Here is a 16,177-nt window from a genome sequence, read left to right as displayed (position 1 = left end):
CTCACCGGATGATCCCATGCGCGCGTCCCAGTCCCCAATGCTCGACCCCCGCGCCCGCCAGTTGCTGCGCACCCTGATTGCGCGCTACATCCGCGACGGCGAGCCGGTGGGCTCCAAGACGCTGGCCCAGCATGCGGGGCTGGATGTCAGCCCGGCGACCATCCGCAATATCCTGGCCGACCTGGAAGACGTCGGCCTGCTCAGCTCCCCGCATACCTCGGCCGGACGCGTGCCCACTGCGCATGGCTACCGGGTATTCGTCGACAGCCTGGTGCAGATGCAGCCGCCCGGCGAAGAAGAAGTGCGCCGGCTGCGCGCGGAGCTGGCCAGCGGCAACGGGACCCAGTCGCTGCTGGGCAGCGCCTCGCAGATGCTGTCGGCGATGAGTCATTTCGTCGGCGTGGTCAGCGCGCCGCGCCGCGAGCAGTTCGCGTTCCGGCATATCGATTTCGTGGCGCTGGATGCGCGCCGCGTGCTGGCGATCCTGGTGTTCGCCGACAACGAGGTGCAGAACCGCGTAATCGAGCCGCGGCGCGCCTACGAGCCAGCCGAGCTGGAACGGGTGGCCAACTACCTCAATGCGCAGTTTGCCGGGCGCGCGCTGGCCGATATCCGCGCCTGCCTGCTGCGCGAGCTGCGCATGGCCAAGAACGAGATGGAGCAGCTGCTGGCGCACAGCGTGGACCTGGCCAGCGAGGCGCTGGTGCCGGCCGATGCCGACGACATGGTGATGGCCGGGCAGACCCGGCTGATGGGCGTGCAGGACCTGTCGGACCTGGATCGCCTGCGCGAACTGTTCGAGGCCTTCGCCAGCAAGCGCGAGATCCTGCAGCTGCTTGAACGCACCATCCAGGCACCGGGCGTGCGCATCTTCATTGGCGAGGAGACCGGCATGGTGTCGCTGGAAGACGTCTCGCTGGTCACTGCACCTTACGCCGCCAATGGCCAGGTGCTGGGTGTGCTGGGGGTGATCGGGCCCAAACGCATGGCCTACGACCGGCTGATTCCGCTGGTGCAGACCGCCGCCGACGTGCTGGGCGCGGCCATGGAGTCGCCCGGCACGCGATAACCGGCATCGATCGGCGCGATGCTTTGCTTGAAACGCGCGCAGGCGCCCATATACGGGGTGACGTTGGGGCGGGCGTTCCGCTTGCCCGGGAACTGCACATGAACCAAGACCACCCCGAATTCGACTCCGAAGACCTGTCCCAGAATCCACCCGAGACCGATCCGCTCAAGGCCGAGATCGAATCGCTGCGCAGCGAGATCGCCCTGGTCAAGGCCGACGCCCTGCGCGAGCGCGCCGACCTGGAGAACCAGCGCAAGCGGATCGCCCGCGACGTGGAAAACGCGCGCAAGTTCGCCAACGAGAAGCTGCTCGGCGAACTGCTGCCGGTGTTCGACAGCCTGGACGCGGGGCTCACCGCCGCCGGCACCGAACCCAGCCCGCTGCGCGACGGCCTGGACATGACCTACAAGCAATTGCTCAAGGTGGCCGCCGACAACGGCCTGACCCTGCTCGATCCGGTCGGCCAGCCGTTCAACCCGGACCAGCACCAGGCGATCAGCCAGGGCGAGGCCGAAGGCATCGCGCCCGGCCACGTAGTGCAGGTGTTCCAGAAGGGCTACCTGCTCAACGACCGCCTGCTGCGCCCGGCGCTGGTAGTGGTCGCCAAGCACGACTGAACCGCAGCGCCGGCTGAACTGCCAGGCGCAGGCATGAAACACAGATGTGCGCCGGTGGCTTGAACACCTGCGCACCACCCCCACATCTCAGCCAGACCCGGCGTCGCCGGACACAGCTAAAGACTCATCAGGAGCGTATCCATGGGCAAGATCATTGGTATTGACCTCGGCACCACGAACTCGTGCGTGTCGATCATGGACGGCGGCAAGGCCCGCGTCATCGAAAACTCCGAGGGCGATCGCACCACGCCTTCGATCGTCGCCTACACCAAGGACGGCGAAGTGCTGGTCGGTGCCTCGGCCAAGCGCCAGGCGGTGACCAACCCGAAGAACACCTTCTACGCGGTGAAGCGCCTGATCGGCCGCAAGTTCACCGACGGCGAAGTGCAGAAGGACATCTCGCACGTGCCGTACGGCATCCTGGCGCACGACAACGGCGACGCCTGGGTGCAGACCAGCGATGCCAAGCGCATGGCGCCGCAGGAAATCTCCGCGCGCGTGCTGGAAAAGATGAAGAAGACCGCCGAAGACTTCCTCGGCGAGAAGGTCACCGAGGCGGTGATCACCGTGCCGGCGTACTTCAACGACAGCCAGCGCCAGGCCACCAAGGATGCCGGCCGCATCGCCGGTCTGGACGTCAAGCGCATCATCAACGAGCCGACCGCCGCAGCCCTGGCCTATGGCCTGGACAAGAACGGCGGCGACCGCAAGATCGCGGTGTACGATCTGGGCGGCGGTACCTTCGACGTCTCGATCATCGAAATCGCCGAAGTCGATGGCGAAAAGCAGTTCGAGGTGCTGGCCACCAACGGCGACACCTTCCTGGGCGGCGAAGACTTCGACAACCGCGTCATCGAGTATTTGGTCGATGAGTTCAACAAGGACCAGGGCATCGACCTGCGCAAGGATCCGCTGGCCCTGCAGCGCCTGAAGGACGCGGCCGAACGCGCCAAGATCGAGTTGTCGTCCAGCCAGCAGACCGAAGTGAACCTGCCGTACGTCACCGCCGATGCCTCGGGCCCGAAGCACCTCAACATCAAGTTGACCCGTGCCAAGCTCGAAGCGCTGGTGGAAGACCTGGTCAAGAAGTCGATCGAGCCGTGCCGCACCGCGTTGAACGACGCCGGCCTGCGCGCCAGCGACATCAACGAGGTGATCCTGGTCGGCGGTCAGACCCGCATGCCGAAGGTGCAGCAGGCGGTGGCCGACTTCTTCGGCAAGGAACCGCGCAAGGACGTCAACCCGGACGAAGCGGTGGCCGTGGGCGCCGCGATCCAGGGCGGTGTGCTGGCCGGCGACGTCAAGGACGTGCTGCTGCTGGACGTGACCCCGCTGTCGCTGGGTATCGAAACCATGGGCGGCGTGTTCACCAAGATCATCGAAAAGAACACCACCATCCCGACCAAGGCTTCGCAGACCTTCTCCACTGCCGAAGACAACCAGTCGGCCGTGACCGTGCATGTGTTGCAGGGTGAGCGTGAGCAGGCCCGCTTCAACAAGTCGCTGGCCAAGTTCGACCTGTCCGGCATCGAGCCGGCGCCGCGCGGCATGCCGCAGGTGGAAGTGTCCTTCGACATCGACGCCAACGGCATCCTGCACGTGTCGGCCAAGGACAAGAAGACCAACAAGGAGCAGAAGGTCGAGATCAAGGCCGGTTCGGGCCTGTCGGACGAAGAGATCCAGCGCATGGTCGCCGACGCGGAAGCCAACCGCGAAGAAGACAAGAAGTTCCAGGAGCTGGTGCAGGCCCGCAACCAGGCCGATGGTCTGATCCACGCCACCCGGACTGCGATCACCGAGCATGGCAGCAAGGTCGGCGGCGATGTGATCGGCAAGGTGGAAGCGGCGCTGTCGGATCTGGAGACCGCCATGAAGGGCGACGACAAGGCGCAGATCGAAGCACGCACCAAGACGCTGGAAGAAGCCGGCCAGTCGTTGTATGCAGCCGCTGCGGCAGCAGAGCAGGGCGGCAGCGCCGATGCGGCCAGCGGCAACGCGCAGGCCTCCAAGGCCGCCGACGACGTGGTGGACGCCGAGTTCACCGAGGTCAAGGACGACAAGAAGGCCTGAGTGGGGAATAGGGAATCGAGAATGGGAGGAGCGGTGCCGCGGCATCGCTCCTTCCCATTGTGTGACTCTCCCACTTTCGATTGCGATTTACCGAGGATGTGCGCTTTGAACGATTCCCGTTTCCCAATTCCCGATTCCCTGTCATGAGCAAACGCGATTACTACGAAGTGCTGGGCGTTGCCCGTGGCGCCAGCGACGAGGAGCTGAAGAAGGCGTACCGGCGCTGTGCGATGAAGCACCACCCGGACCGCAATCCTGGCGATGCGGCTGCCGAAGCGGCGTTCAAGGAATGCAAGGAAGCCTACGAAGTGCTGTCCGATGGCAACAAGCGGCGCGCCTACGACGCGCACGGCCATGCGGCGTTCGAGCACGGCATGGGCGGTGGTGGCGGGCCAGGTGGCCCGGACATGGGAGATATCTTTGGCGATATCTTCGGCAATATTTTCGGCGGTGGCGCCGCCGGTCCGCGCGCTGCGCGACGTGGTGCCGACGTCGGTTACGTGCTGGAACTGGATCTGGAAGAAGCCGTTGCCGGCATCGAGCGCCGCATCGAGATTCCCACGCTGGTCGAATGCGCGCCTTGCCACGGCAGCGGTTCGGAAGACGGCAAGGTCGAGACCTGCGGCACCTGCCATGGGCGCGGCCAGGTACGCATCCAGCGCGGTATCTTCGCCATGCAGCAGAGCTGCCCGCATTGCGACGGCCGCGGCACGCTGATCCAGAATCCGTGCAAGACCTGCCACGGCGCCGGTCGCGTGGAAGAAGACAAGGTGCTGTCGATCAAGGTGCCCGCCGGCGTGGATACCGGCGACCGGATTCGTCTGGCAGGCGAGGGCGAGGCCGGTCCGGCCGGCACGCCGCCGGGCGATCTGTATGTGGAAGTGCGCGTGCGCGAGCATGCGATCTTCCAGCGCGACGGCGACGATCTGCATTGCGAAGTGCCGATCCGCATTTCGCAGGCCGCACTCGGCGATACCGTCCGCGTGGCGACCCTGGGCGGCGAAGCGGAGATCCGCATCCCGGCCGAGACCCAGACCGGCAAGCTGTTCCGTCTGCGCGGCAAGGGCGTGCGTTCGGTGCGTAGCCGCAGCGAAGGCGATCTGTATTGCCGCGTGGTGGTGGAAACGCCGGTGAATCTCACCGCCGATCAGCGCGAACTGCTGCAGCAGTTCGAAGCCACGTTCACCGGTGAGGATGCACGCAAGCATTCGCCCAAGTCGGCCACCTTCATCGATGGCGTCAAGGGGTTTTGGGATCGGATGACGTCCTGACCCAGGCGGCGTGATGTCATGATGGCCCGGCGTGCGGCTTGCTGCACGTCGGGCTTTTTTTGGTTTTTCCCGGTAGGTCGCACGCGACGTGGCCGATGTGCGACGACGCTGCAGATGCAACGCGATAAGCGCGTGAGAATGGCCGGTCGGCGCATGCTTTTCAGCAACGCCTCGGGGTGGGATTTCCAGGGACATGCACGCACATGGCACCTGCGTTTTGGAGCATCGTCCGTGCCTTCAGACGCCACGCTGCTGCCCGCAATGCGAGCCAAAGCCATCCCTGATCGTGCATTCGGGCCCTTGGATTGCAGCATCGTCGATGCGTCTCAGCGTCTGACCTTGTGCAACGACGGTGTTGCCGATCGTGCTGCACTGGCGGCTTTGAGTCTCTGGCCTTGGTGTACGTGACCGAATGCGCGTGTTCAACAGTGCCGTGCCGGCGACATCGTTCGTCCACGACATCCTTGCAAGGTTGCGCGGATAATCGGTGCCATCCTTTCCAGCACGGCCGCCCGCATGAGCGATGCAACCGACAGCCACCTCGTCCATGGTCGCCGCCAGCGTCCGGACGGCCCTTCGCCGATCGATGTGATTTCGGTGCAATCGCAATTGGTCTACGGCCATGCCGGCAACAGCGCTGCGGTGCCGCCGTTGCGCGCCCTGGGGCTGCGTGTGGCCGAAGTGCCCACCACGTTGCTGAGCAACGCGCCGTTCTACGCGACCCTGCGCGGGCGCATCCTGCCGGCCGACTGGCTGGCGGATTTGTTGCTGGGCGCCACCGAACGCGGCTTGCCGCAGCGTGCCCGCATGCTGGTGTCCGGCTATTTCGGCAGCCTGGCCAACGGCGAAGCCTTCGCCGACTGGTTGGAGCAGACCTTGCCGCAGGCGCCGCAGCTGCGCTATTGCCTGGACCCGGTGATTGGCGACACGCACACCGGCCCGTATGTAGAGCCCGGGCTGGAGCGCGTGTTCGCCGAGCGTTTGCTGCCGCACGCCTGGCTGGTAACGCCCAACGCATTCGAGTTGGGGCGGTTGACCGGCCTGCCGAGTCTGCAGCAGGGCGATGCCATCGTTGCCGCGCGCGCGTTGCTGGCGCGGGGGCCGCAGTGGGTGCTTGCACACAGCGTGGCCGGTGCTGCGGGTGAGCTGGTGACCCTGGCGGTCAGCGATGCGGCGGTGTATCGCTGGGCCAGCCCGCACCTGCCGGTCGATGTGGCAGGCACCGGCGATGTGCTGATGGCCCTGCTGATCGGGCTGCTATTGCGCGATGTGCCGTTCGAGCAGGCGGTGGGGCATGCGCTCAGCGGGGTGCATGGCGCCCTGGAAGCGACGCTGGCCGCAGGTTTCGAGGAATTCGACGTGCTGGCCGCGGCGCCGGCCGCACTTGCCGCGACGCCGCGATTTGCCGTCGAGCGATTGGCATGATTGCGCAGCCGGTGATCGGCATCGTCGGCATCGCCGGTGCGTATGGGCGTTGGCTGGCGCAGTTCCTGCGCACGCGCATGCAGCTGGAAGTGATCGGGTTCGATCCGGCCGACAGCGGCAGCATGGACGAAGCCACACTGGCGCAGCGTGCGGACGTACTGATTTTCGCCGCTCCGATTCGCCATACCGCCGCACTGATCGAACGGTATGTGGAACTCGCCGGCGCGCGCGCTGCAGCGCAGTTGTGGCTGGATGTCACCTCGATCAAACAGGCGCCGGTCGCCGCAATGCTGACCTCGCAGGCGGACGTGGTCGGCCTGCATCCGATGACTGCACCGCCAAAATCGCCGACCTTGAAGGGGCGCGTGATGGTGGTCTGCGAAGCGCGGCTGCGGCACTGGTCGGCCTGGGTGCAGACCTTGTGCAGCGCGCTGCAGGCCGAATGCGTGTACGCCACGCCGGAGCACCACGACCGCGTGATGGCGCTGGTGCAGGCGATGGTGCATGCCACTCACCTGGCGCAAGCCGGCACCCTGCGCGACTACGCACCGCTGCTGGGCGAGCTGCGCGCGCTGATGCCGTATCGCTCGGTATCGTTTGAGCTGGATACCGCAGTGATCGCGCGCATTCTTTCGCTCAATCCCTCGATCTACGAGGACATCCAGTTCGGCAACCCGTACGTGGGCGAGATGCTCGACCGCTTGCTGCTGCAATTGCAGCAGCTGCGTGCGCTTGTGGCGCAGGGCGACGATGCCGCGCGTGCGCAGTTCCGCACCCAATTCCTTCACGACAACGCGCAAGCCTTGCAGCACGACGCGCTTGCAGCAGCCAATTACACCTACGAGCGCGTGGGCTACCTGCTGGCCGATCTCACCGAGCCGTTGATACTGAGCGTGTACCTGCCCGAGGACCAGCCCGGCTCGCTGCGCGCCTTGCTGCATGTGTTCGAGCGGCATGGAGTGAACCTGTCCTCGATCCACTCATCGCGCACGCCAATGGGCGAGTTGCATTTCCGTATCGGCTTCGAGGTGGCAAGCGATCGTGCCGCATTGGCGCAAGCAGCAAGCGAGATCGATCGCAGCGGGATCGGTCGGGTGCTGGAGCGTTCCGGTGGCTAGTGGCGCGACCAAGCCCGCCCATTGTGATCGATTTCATCCACACAGGGTGTGGATGAAACTTGTACAAGCGTGTGGATAACTGCGGCTAGCCCTTGCAGCGCAAGGGCCAGGTAGTGGGTGGTCAAAAATTGACCAGTGCCGCCTGAGGCAGCTAACTACATGACGGCGCCAGCTTCCGAGCGCCGCCGTGCCACGAATTGTCTACTACGTCCTGATTATTCATGCGCCGCCCACGTCTGCAAGGCGACCACGCGCGCAGGGTTGACTGCCGTTCCTAGAGCGCGGAAAGGCGCAGCTCGCCGCCGTCGGTGACGAAGCGCTGCCCCTGACGTTGCAGATGTCGGCCGTCGGGAAGCTCGTAACGCGGCGCCGACTGTGGGTTTGCGCGCGGTTGTTGCTCGTCGCGAAATTCGATGATGACATAGGGCTCGCCATCTGCACCGATTGCGGGAAATTGCCGGAAAGACATACGCACCTCCGAAAGTTCCTAAGGTTGCAGTGCAGAGTTCGATGGATCCGCACGCCCGGCGTCGAGCCGGTATGGCGAGCATGCGCACGCGAGTGTTACCCAGATGTCGTGATGCAGTGAGGTCTGCAAGACCGGTTGGTTGAGCTCGTCAGGCGAGGTGGCGATCGTGTCTGGCCGCTCCGACAAGCGGCTGGGTACACGTGTGTTGCATGGGCGGCTGCCTGGCAGCAGACACCTGCACTATCGGGATCGATAAGGCTTCAGGCACGCTGAAACGTCGCTGGGCACAGCAGCCAGACACCTGCGGGGCGGTTGAATGCGTCCGTCGCGTAGGCTTTGCTTGAACCCAACGGATACCACGTTGCGGCACCGCGAAGTCACTTGCACAACGGCGCGATGGCTGCGGCATCACCGCGTCCGCCCGACGCACAGCCGCCCCGTCAACGGCTTAGCTGCAACGCATCCCGGTCGGCGGTGGCCGCCGCCAGTTCGGCACGCGCGGAGGCGATGCGCGCCTGCGCATCGATCAGGCGTACGCGTGCGTCGTTGGCGGTCTCCTCGCGCTGGTTGACCAGGAAAAAGTCACCCGAGCCCAGCTCGAAGCGCCGCCGCTCGGCCGCGGCCAGGCGGTCTGCCAGGCCGCGTTCCTCATCGGCGATCTTGGCCAGCCGTTCGGCGGCGTTGAGCGAGATGACGATCGATTCCACTTCGATCGAAATCTGGTCGCGCAGAAAACGGCTGCGCTGATCCAGCGCTTCGATCTCGGCACGCGCTTCGGCCACGCGGCCCCTGGCGGCGCGGTTTTCCAGCGGCACGCTGAAACGGAAGCCGATGATGGCGTCGGTCAGCGACCGGTTCGGGCCGCCGACGCCGGGCGGGCCCAGATCCTTGCTGACTTCCACGCTGACATCCAGGCGCGGTTTGAGATCATTCTGGGCCAGCATCAGCCGTGCGGTGGCCTGGTCGATGCGGGTCAGCACGGCGCGGTAATCCGGGCGCTCCACCGGCGCGGTGATCTTGCTGGCGCCGGCCAGTCCTTCCAGCGCCGTGGTGTCGGCCGGCAGGCGTTCGGCGGACACGATCAGCGGCATGCCGGCGTCGTCGCGCAAATACAGCGACAAGGCGTTGGCCGCATTGGCGAAGTCCTGTTCCGAGCGCACCACCAGGGCGCGACGACGCACCAGATTCTGGTCGTTTTCGGTCAGCAGGATGGTGGGGCGCGCACCAAGCGTGACCTGGCGCGAAATCGCATTGCGGCGTTGCTCGGCCAGTTGCAGCAGCTCGTTGTAGGCGCGCAACTTCAACCCGGCGGCGACCCAGTTCTGGTACGCATCCACGGCGCGCCGCTGCACGCCGATGGCCACCATTTCCGCCTCGTACTTGGCCACATCGATATCGGTGCTGGCGATACTGCGCTTGGTGCGGCGTTCGTCGATCACGCGGTCGCGCAGCAGCGCGTACAGCGCGCCGACCTTCACTTCGCCGCCGCGATCGGTATAGGACTTGTCCTCGTAGATCGGGAAGGAGCCACGCGAGGAGCGGTAGCCACCGTAGTAATAGCCTCCGTTCTCTTCGAACGGCCGCTTGACCCCGGTTTCGATCGTGCTGCCGTCGTAATAGCCGGCCTCGCGCGAACGGCCTTCGATGTCGAACACCGTGTCGAAGGCGCCATCGGCCGAGATGCCCTTGCCTTCGGCCTGGCGCACCTTCGCCAGCGCTTCGACGATCTGCGGTGCGGAGCGTGCCGACGACTGCAGTACCTCATCCAGGGTCAGTGCAGCGGTCTGGGCGAGTGCCGCAGCGGGGCAGAGTGCGATCAACAGGACGACAAGACGGCCGATCATTTCTTGCCCGTCGCTTCGTCTTCGGACTTGGGTGTGGCCGGCTTGGCCTTGCTCTCTTCCTGCGTGGTCGCAGCCGGGCGCCGGCCGAATTCCAGCGGGAAGTTGTTGAGCTGGCGCCACAGTTCGTAGCCGACCTTGACCGTTTCGCCCTGCACCCAGCCGCGCACCTTGCCGCCCTGGCGGGCGAATTCCTGCGCCGGCCACGCCGGCTTGCCCGGCATCGGCTCCACCAGGATGCGGAACAGCCCATCGGGCGCGGCGTTGGGGTCGATGGCGCGCACCCGGCCGTCGAACATGCCGTGCGCCACCGACGGCCAACCGCTGAACTGGATCGCCGGCCAGCCTTCGAATTCCAGCCGCACCGGGCGGCCGGGGCGGATCAGCGGCACGTCGCGGCCGTCGATGTACAGCTCGACCGCGCGTTCCACCCGTTCCGGCGCGATCACCGCCAGCACGGTGCCCGGCGAGACCATGGCGCTGCCGCTGGCGGCATTGAGCTGCTGCACGCGGCCGTCGCGCGGGGCGCGCACCAGCTGCGCAGACTGGCGATTCAACTGGATGTCGATGCGGGTCAGCTTGGCGCGCGATTCGGCCAGCTTGGCGTCGGCTTCGGCCACCTTGATCTGGGTCAGCTCGTAGTCGCGGCGGCCGGCCAGGCCTTCGGCCAGCAATTGCCTGCTGCGCGCCACATCGATGCTGGCCACCGCACGCGACTGCTGGATGGCGGCGATTTCCGCCTGTGCCTGCGCGCGTTCGCTGGCCAGGCGGGTGAGCAGGTCCGGGTCCAGGTCGCCGACACGCGCGATTGGGTCGCCCTTGGACACATGCTGGCCGTCATGCACGTACCAGCGCTCGACGCGGCCCGGCACGAAGGCGGTGACCGGCTGCTGGCGGTCGCTGGGATCCAGCGACACGACCTGGCCCTTGCCGCTGGCGGTCTGCACCCACGGCGCCAGTGCCAGGATCGCCGCAGCGATGCCGATGCCGATCAGCAGCATCCAGGCCACTGCCTTGGCGATGCTGGGCGGACGCATCGCCGCCAGGGTGGGGAAGTGCGCCAGGCGATCAGGAGCGTGCGGCATGCGACACCTCCTGCGTGGATGCGATCAGCTCGGCGCGCGTGGCGTAGCGTTGCTGGCGCTCCGGCTCCAGCCGGAACCAGCCATCCAGGGTGATGTTCTCCGGCCGCCCGGTGCACAGCAGCACCGTGGTTCCTGCATCCTTCAAGCGTCGCAGAACCTGGGTCAGGCGCTCGGCCGGGATCAGGTCGTACAGCTGCGACAGCATCAACACGCGCGGGCGCACCAGCAGTGCATTGGCCAGTTTCAGCGCCATGACCTCGCCAATCCACAATGGGAAGCCGGACGCGGCAAGCCGGGTGTCCAGGCCTTGCGGCAACGCGGCGATGCGTGCGCGCAGGCCCACCGCATCGATGGCTTGCAGCATCGCTTCGGAGGTCACATCGGCCGAGGCCATTGCCAGATATTCGCGAATGGTGACTTCCACGATGGTCGGGCGGTCGAGCACGGTGACTTCCGAACGCAGCAGGTACATATCGAAGGTGGCCATGTCCGCGCCACCCACCATCACCAGCCCGCGGTCGGGAACGACGTGGCGCTTGAGCACCATGGCCAGCAGGCGCTCGGCACCGCCATCGGCCAGCGTGACCAGCTGCTCGCCGGCTTCCAGCGCGAAATCGAAACGCGCGCCCTCGATCACCACCCCGTCCAGGCGGACCCCGCTATTGCGCGGCGCCTCGCCGGCGGCAAGCACCGGGCGCTCCTGGGGGATGGCGTACAGCAGCGACAATTCCTCCGCGCTGGCCACCAGGTCGTAGAACGTGTCCAGGTAGCTGCCCAGCTGTGCAATGCCGTAGAACACCGCACTCAGAATCAGTTCGGCTGCCACCAGCTGGCCGATCGACAGCTCGCCGCGCAGGATCAGGCTGCCGCCCAGCGCCAGCAGCGCCGCGCTGGCCACCGCATAGGTGAGCAGGAAGGCCAGCGTCTGGGTGAAGGTGTAGCGGAAGTGGCGCCGATGCCGGTCGACATAGTCGGCGGTCACCTTTTCCGAGCGATCCATCGCGAAGTTGAGATGGCGGCTGGATTTGTAGAACCCGTTGGAGCCGCCGACGCTTTCCAGCCAATGCGCGGCGTTGTGCTTGGCCTGGCTCAGTTCGACCGCCGAGCGGATCGAGCCGCGCGACCAGATCATCCAGATCGAGAAGATGGTCAGCAGCAGCAGCGCGTTGAAGCCGAGGAAGAACGGGTGATAGAAGCTGGTGACGATCAGGCCGACCGCCGACTGCAGCACGATGGTGAACGCGCCGACCGCCAGGCTGGGCACTGCCTTCTGCACCACCACCAGATCGAAGTAGCGGTTGAAGACATCGCCGCGGTTCTGGTCGGCGAAGAACGGGTTCTGCGCATGCACCGCACGCACGGTGATCTCCGCCACCACGCGTGCGAACAGGCGACGTTCGAACAGCGCCATCACCCACACCCGCATCGCGCTCAGTGCCGCCACCAGCAGCAGCAGGCCCAGCAGCAGGCCGGACAAGGTCCACAGCGGCGTGGGCAGCGCGGTGTTGGCAACGCTGTTGATCAGCAACTGCACCGAGATCGGCGTGGCCAGCGACAGCAGGCTGATCGCAACGCCGTACACCAGGGTCAGGCGCACATACGGCATGTCCGGGCCGACAACTTCCGTCAGCCAGCTCGCCGCTTCCCGCCATCCAATCCGCTTGGCCGCCATTCGATATCCGTTGATGAGTTCAGTGAAGCATTGACGAGTTGCCGGCCCGCAAACAAGGCCGAAGCGCTTATGTGCCGCATAGGATTTTCCTATGCAGCCACCGCGCGCAGCAGATCGGCGATCAAACCGAAGGCTGGTGCGCGACCGGCGCCCTGGCGCCAGAGCAGACCGATCTCCCTATAGTAGCGCCCGCCTTTGACCGGCCGAACCACCACGTCGTCGCCTTCGCGGATTTCCTGGCGCACGTACAGGTCCGGAAGCAAGGCAAGACCCATGCCCATGCCGGCCATCTGGCGGATCGCGTCCAGGCTGGTGCCTTCGTAATCGCGCAAGACATTGGCACCCACCTCCATGGCGATCGCGGCAACCTGTTCTGCCAGTCGGTATTCCGGCATCAAGGTCAGCAGGTTGGCGCCGCGCAGGTCGGCCGGGGTGATGCAGGCCTTGGTGCGCAGCGGATGATCGGCAGCCATGGTCACATGCAGCAGTTCGCGAAACAGCCGCTCGCTGTGCAGGCCGCGGCCGGCCACCGGCAGTTGCGCGAGGACCAGGTCGTGCGTGCCGTTGCTCAGGTCGGCGGCGAGGGCGGTTGGCAGGCCTTCGCGCACATGCACGCGCAGGGCCGGATGCTCGCGATGCAAGCGTGCCACCAGGCTGGGCATCAGATAGGCGCCGAGCGTGGGCGAGACGCCGAGGCGGATGGTGCCGATCAAGGTATCGGCGGCCGTGGCGCGGACCTCTTCCAGATCGGTGACATCGAGCAGGATGCTGCGTGCGCGGTCGAGCAGCTCGCGACCGAGCGGGGTCAGGATTGCCTGCGCGCCGCGCTCGAACAGCGGCGCGCCGATGATCGCTTCCAATGCGCGGATCTGTTGCGACAACGATGGCTGCGAGACGCCCATCTGCTCGGCGGCACGGGTAAAGCTGCCGGTATCGGCCAGCGCGACGAAATAGCTCAGCTGGCGAAGAGTGGTTTTGGGGCGGGGCATGGGGTCACATCGGATTGCGTGGGAGCGCACGGCCGGCGTGGCCGGTGAGACAAGACGGGCCACGTGCGGCGGGCGAGTGCAGCGGCAGCGCGTCCGGCGAGGGTGGGCGAACCGCGGTCACCGCAGTGTACGAGCGGCGCAGGCCGATGCCGAGCGAAGGCCGCGCCCGTCTCGCGGCGAGCGCAGTCGTTTCGCTGGCTGCGCCAGGTGCCATCGCTGGCACGACGGCGCCTGGCGACGCTCATTGGTCGATGAACTGCAGCCGCGCCAGCTCCGCATACAGACCGCCTTCGGCGATCAACTGCGCATGCGTACCCTGCGCAACGATGCGCCCGGCATCCATCACCACGATGCGGTCGGCCTTGAGCACGGTGGCCAGGCGGTGCGCGATCACCAGCGTGGTGCGGCCTTGCATCAGCCGCTCCAGCGCCTGCTGCACGGCGCGCTCGCTTTGCGCATCGAGCGCGCTGGTGGCTTCGTCCAGCAGCAGGATCGGCGCGTCCTTGAGCAGCGCACGTGCAATCGCCACGCGTTGCTGCTGGCCGCCGGACAGGCGCGTGCCGCGCTCACCCAGTTCGCTGGCGTAGCCCTGGGGCAGGGCGCGGATGAACACATCGGCTTCGGCCGCCGCCGCCGCCGCTTCCACCTCGGCATCGCTGGCCTGCAGGCGCCCGTAGCGGATGTTGTCGGCCGCGCTGGCGGCAAACAACGTGGGTTGCTGCGGTACCAGCGCGATGTGCTCGCGCAACAGGACCGGGTCGACCTCGCGCAGGTCGATGTCGTCGATACGCACCTTGCCGCTGTCCGGGTCGTGGAAACGCAGCAGCATCGACAGCACCGTGCTCTTGCCCGCACCGGACGGACCCACCAGCGCCACGGTTTCGCCGGGGCTGACATGCAGGTCGAACCCGTCCAGCGCCGGCGCGTCCGGGCGTTGCGGGTAATGGAAGACCACCCGGTCGAAATGGATCGCGCCGCGCAGCGGCTGCGGCAAGGCCTGCGGCGTGGCCGGCGCCACGATCAGCGGTTGTTCGTCGAGCAATTCACTCACTCGGCCCATGCCGCCGGCGGCACGCTGCAACTCGTTCCAGACCTCGGCCAGCGCCCCGACCGAACCGCCGCCGATCATCGCGTACAACACGAACTGGCCGAGCGTGCCGGGCGTCATGCGGCCAGCAATCACATCGTGCGCGCCAAGCCACAACACCGCGACGATCGCACCGAAGATCAGCATGATCGCCACCGCGGCCACGGTGGCCTGAGTGCGGATGCGCACCTTCGCGGTGTCGATGGCGGTCAACAGTGCCGTACTGAAACGTTGGCTTTCGTAACGCTCGCGCGCATGCGCCTGCACGGTGCGCACTGCGCCCAGGGTTTCGGCCGCCAGCGTATTGGCATCGGCCACACGGTCCTGGCTTGCGCGCGAAATCTTCTGCAGGCGGCGTGCACCCAGCACGATCGGCAGCACTGCCAGCGGGATGCCGATCAAGGTGAAGCCGGCCAGCCGCGGGCTGGTGACGAACAGCATGACGATGCTGCCGATCACCGTGACCGAACTGCGCAAGGCCACCGACATGGTGGTGCCGATCAGCCCACGCAGCAATTCGCTGTCGGCCGACAGGCGCGACACCAATTCGCCGCTGCGGCTACGGTCATGAAATCCGGCGTCCAGGCCGATCAGGTGCGCATACAGCCGGCCGCGCAAGTCGGCGACCACTTTTTCGCCCAGCAGTGCGACGAAATAGAAGCGCGCCGCCGTTGCCAACGCCAGCACGACCGAGACTGCGAACAGCAGCGAGAACGCCTGGTTGATCTGCGCATCGCCGGAGAAGCCTTGGTCGATCATGCGCTTGACCGCTGCGGGCAGGCTCAGCGTGGCGGCAGCGGAAATCGACAGTGCGACCAGCCAGGCGGCGAACAGGCCGCGCTGGCGTTGGACGAGTGGCCACAAGGTGCGCAGGCTGCCCAGCTTCCGCAACGGGCTGGGACGTGCAGCGGCTGGCTCGGTCATGCGGCTTCCGGGGTTGAGAGATGGACACGATTGCGAGTGGCGTCGCACAGGCGGGTTTTCAAGCCGGCGAGCTGATCGGCAGGCAGTTGCACGCGCAACGCTGCACCCTCGGCGTCGAAGTGTTCATCCAGTTTGTCGGCATGGAAGGCCGCCAGTGCTGCGTGCACCAGGCCCAGATCGTCGAACCGGCACTGTACCTGCACCAGCGACAACGCGATCAGTGGTTGTCGCGTTGCCAGCCGCAGGCACTCGGCCGCGGTACCGCCGTAGGCGCGCACCAGCCCGCCGGCACCGAGCTTGATGCCGCCATACCAGCGCGTGACCACCACCACCACCCGATCGAAGCCCTGGCCATCGATGGCGGCCAGGATCGGCCGGCCGGCGGTGCCGCTTGGCTCGCCGTCGTCTCTCCAGCGCATGCGCGGGAGCCTCCAGTGCGGCAGCGTGGGCCAAAAAGCGACTGTGCTTGATGTCCAGACTGTGGTGCGCATCAGCGGCGAGGGTATCGAGCATCGCCGCCATTCTATGCGAGGCGGTACG

General features: G+C 66.4%; 12 protein-coding genes and 1 pseudogene. 6 read left to right on the top strand and 7 right to left on the bottom strand.

The window, feature by feature from the left end; genetic code table 11:
- Positions 1–37: 37 nt before the first annotated feature.
- The 6 genes from hrcA to ACCQ03_RS10335 all read left to right on the top strand — a co-directional run bounded on the left by hrcA (position 38) and on the right by ACCQ03_RS10335 (position 7,570).
- Positions 38–1,069, top strand: a complete 1,032-nt coding sequence (hrcA, locus tag ACCQ03_RS10360; protein ID WP_017156776.1) for a heat-inducible transcriptional repressor HrcA — start codon at positions 38–40, stop codon at positions 1,067–1,069.
- Between the two features lie 98 nt (positions 1,070–1,167).
- The gene (grpE, locus tag ACCQ03_RS10355) at positions 1,168–1,686 is read left to right on the top strand and encodes a nucleotide exchange factor GrpE (RefSeq protein ID WP_017156777.1); all 519 of its coding nucleotides are present in this window, start codon (positions 1,168–1,170) and stop codon (positions 1,684–1,686) included.
- Positions 1,687–1,827: 141 nt separating this feature from the next.
- Positions 1,828–3,756, top strand: a complete 1,929-nt coding sequence (gene dnaK, locus ACCQ03_RS10350) for a molecular chaperone DnaK (protein ID WP_057679955.1) — start codon at positions 1,828–1,830, stop codon at positions 3,754–3,756.
- A 143-nt stretch (positions 3,757–3,899) separates the two neighbouring features.
- The gene (gene dnaJ, locus ACCQ03_RS10345; RefSeq protein ID WP_008577236.1) at positions 3,900–5,027 is read left to right on the top strand and encodes a molecular chaperone DnaJ; all 1,128 of its coding nucleotides are present in this window, start codon (positions 3,900–3,902) and stop codon (positions 5,025–5,027) included.
- Between the two features lie 516 nt (positions 5,028–5,543).
- Complete coding sequence (pdxY, locus tag ACCQ03_RS10340) at positions 5,544–6,452, top strand: pyridoxal kinase (RefSeq protein ID WP_057679956.1); 909 nt, start codon at positions 5,544–5,546, stop codon at positions 6,450–6,452.
- Positions 6,449–7,570 (top strand): prephenate dehydrogenase, encoded by a 1,122-nt coding sequence (locus tag ACCQ03_RS10335; RefSeq protein ID WP_057679957.1) that lies wholly within the window; start codon positions 6,449–6,451, stop codon positions 7,568–7,570. The genes pdxY and ACCQ03_RS10335 overlap by 4 nt, the downstream gene beginning before the upstream one ends.
- A 274-nt stretch (positions 7,571–7,844) precedes the next feature.
- On the opposite strand, the gene ACCQ03_RS10330 is transcribed toward ACCQ03_RS10335, so the two are convergent.
- The 7 genes and pseudogenes from ACCQ03_RS10330 to ACCQ03_RS10300 form a co-directional block, all read right to left on the bottom strand.
- Positions 7,845–8,039: a hypothetical protein gene (locus ACCQ03_RS10330; protein ID WP_008577231.1), complete on the bottom strand. Its 195-nt coding sequence runs from the start codon at positions 8,037–8,039 to the stop codon at positions 7,845–7,847.
- 440 nt (positions 8,040–8,479) lie between these two features.
- Positions 8,480–9,883 (bottom strand): TolC family protein, encoded by a 1,404-nt coding sequence (locus ACCQ03_RS10325; RefSeq protein ID WP_039569039.1) that lies wholly within the window; start codon positions 9,881–9,883, stop codon positions 8,480–8,482.
- Complete coding sequence (locus ACCQ03_RS10320; RefSeq protein ID WP_057685027.1) at positions 9,880–10,965, bottom strand: efflux RND transporter periplasmic adaptor subunit; 1,086 nt, start codon at positions 10,963–10,965, stop codon at positions 9,880–9,882. The genes ACCQ03_RS10325 and ACCQ03_RS10320 overlap by 4 nt, the downstream gene beginning before the upstream one ends.
- A complete protein-coding gene (locus tag ACCQ03_RS10315) occupies positions 10,949–12,637 on the bottom strand; it encodes an ABC transporter transmembrane domain-containing protein (RefSeq protein WP_209226507.1) in 1,689 nt (562 codons plus the stop codon). The genes ACCQ03_RS10320 and ACCQ03_RS10315 overlap by 17 nt, the downstream gene beginning before the upstream one ends.
- An 89-nt stretch (positions 12,638–12,726) precedes the next feature.
- A complete protein-coding gene (locus tag ACCQ03_RS10310; RefSeq protein ID WP_057678269.1) occupies positions 12,727–13,626 on the bottom strand; it encodes a hydrogen peroxide-inducible genes activator in 900 nt (299 codons plus the stop codon).
- Positions 13,627–13,867: 241 nt separating this feature from the next.
- Positions 13,868–15,637, bottom strand: a complete 1,770-nt coding sequence (locus ACCQ03_RS10305; protein WP_209226504.1) for an ABC transporter transmembrane domain-containing protein — start codon at positions 15,635–15,637, stop codon at positions 13,868–13,870.
- Positions 15,634–16,159, bottom strand: a pseudogene (locus ACCQ03_RS10300) (IMPACT family protein). Before ACCQ03_RS10300 ends, ACCQ03_RS10305 begins: the two are co-directional and overlap by 4 nt.
- Positions 16,160–16,177: the final 18 nt, after the last annotated feature.

It is taken from the genome of Xanthomonas sp. NCPPB 3569 (assembly GCF_041475645.2).
GTDB classification, from domain to species: domain Bacteria; phylum Pseudomonadota; class Gammaproteobacteria; order Xanthomonadales; family Xanthomonadaceae; genus Xanthomonas; species Xanthomonas phaseoli.
This window is presented reverse-complemented; position numbering and strand designations above follow the sequence as displayed.

Coding starts and splice junctions, on each gene's coding strand:
- hrcA (WP_017156776.1), top strand. CDS start 38: ATGCTCGACCCCCGCGCCCGCCAGTTGCTGCGCACCCTGATTGCGCGC.
- grpE (WP_017156777.1), top strand. CDS start 1,168: ATGAACCAAGACCACCCCGAATTCGACTCCGAAGACCTGTCCCAGAAT.
- dnaK (WP_057679955.1), top strand. CDS start 1,828: ATGGGCAAGATCATTGGTATTGACCTCGGCACCACGAACTCGTGCGTG.
- dnaJ (WP_008577236.1), top strand. CDS start 3,900: ATGAGCAAACGCGATTACTACGAAGTGCTGGGCGTTGCCCGTGGCGCC.
- pdxY (WP_057679956.1), top strand. CDS start 5,544: ATGAGCGATGCAACCGACAGCCACCTCGTCCATGGTCGCCGCCAGCGT.
- ACCQ03_RS10335 (WP_057679957.1), top strand. CDS start 6,449: ATGATTGCGCAGCCGGTGATCGGCATCGTCGGCATCGCCGGTGCGTAT.
- ACCQ03_RS10330 (WP_008577231.1), bottom strand. CDS start 8,039: ATGTCTTTCCGGCAATTTCCCGCAATCGGTGCAGATGGCGAGCCCTAT.
- ACCQ03_RS10325 (WP_039569039.1), bottom strand. CDS start 9,883: ATGATCGGCCGTCTTGTCGTCCTGTTGATCGCACTCTGCCCCGCTGCG.
- ACCQ03_RS10320 (WP_057685027.1), bottom strand. CDS start 10,965: ATGCCGCACGCTCCTGATCGCCTGGCGCACTTCCCCACCCTGGCGGCG.
- ACCQ03_RS10315 (WP_209226507.1), bottom strand. CDS start 12,637: ATGGCGGCCAAGCGGATTGGATGGCGGGAAGCGGCGAGCTGGCTGACG.
- ACCQ03_RS10310 (WP_057678269.1), bottom strand. CDS start 13,626: ATGCCCCGCCCCAAAACCACTCTTCGCCAGCTGAGCTATTTCGTCGCG.
- ACCQ03_RS10305 (WP_209226504.1), bottom strand. CDS start 15,637: ATGACCGAGCCAGCCGCTGCACGTCCCAGCCCGTTGCGGAAGCTGGGC.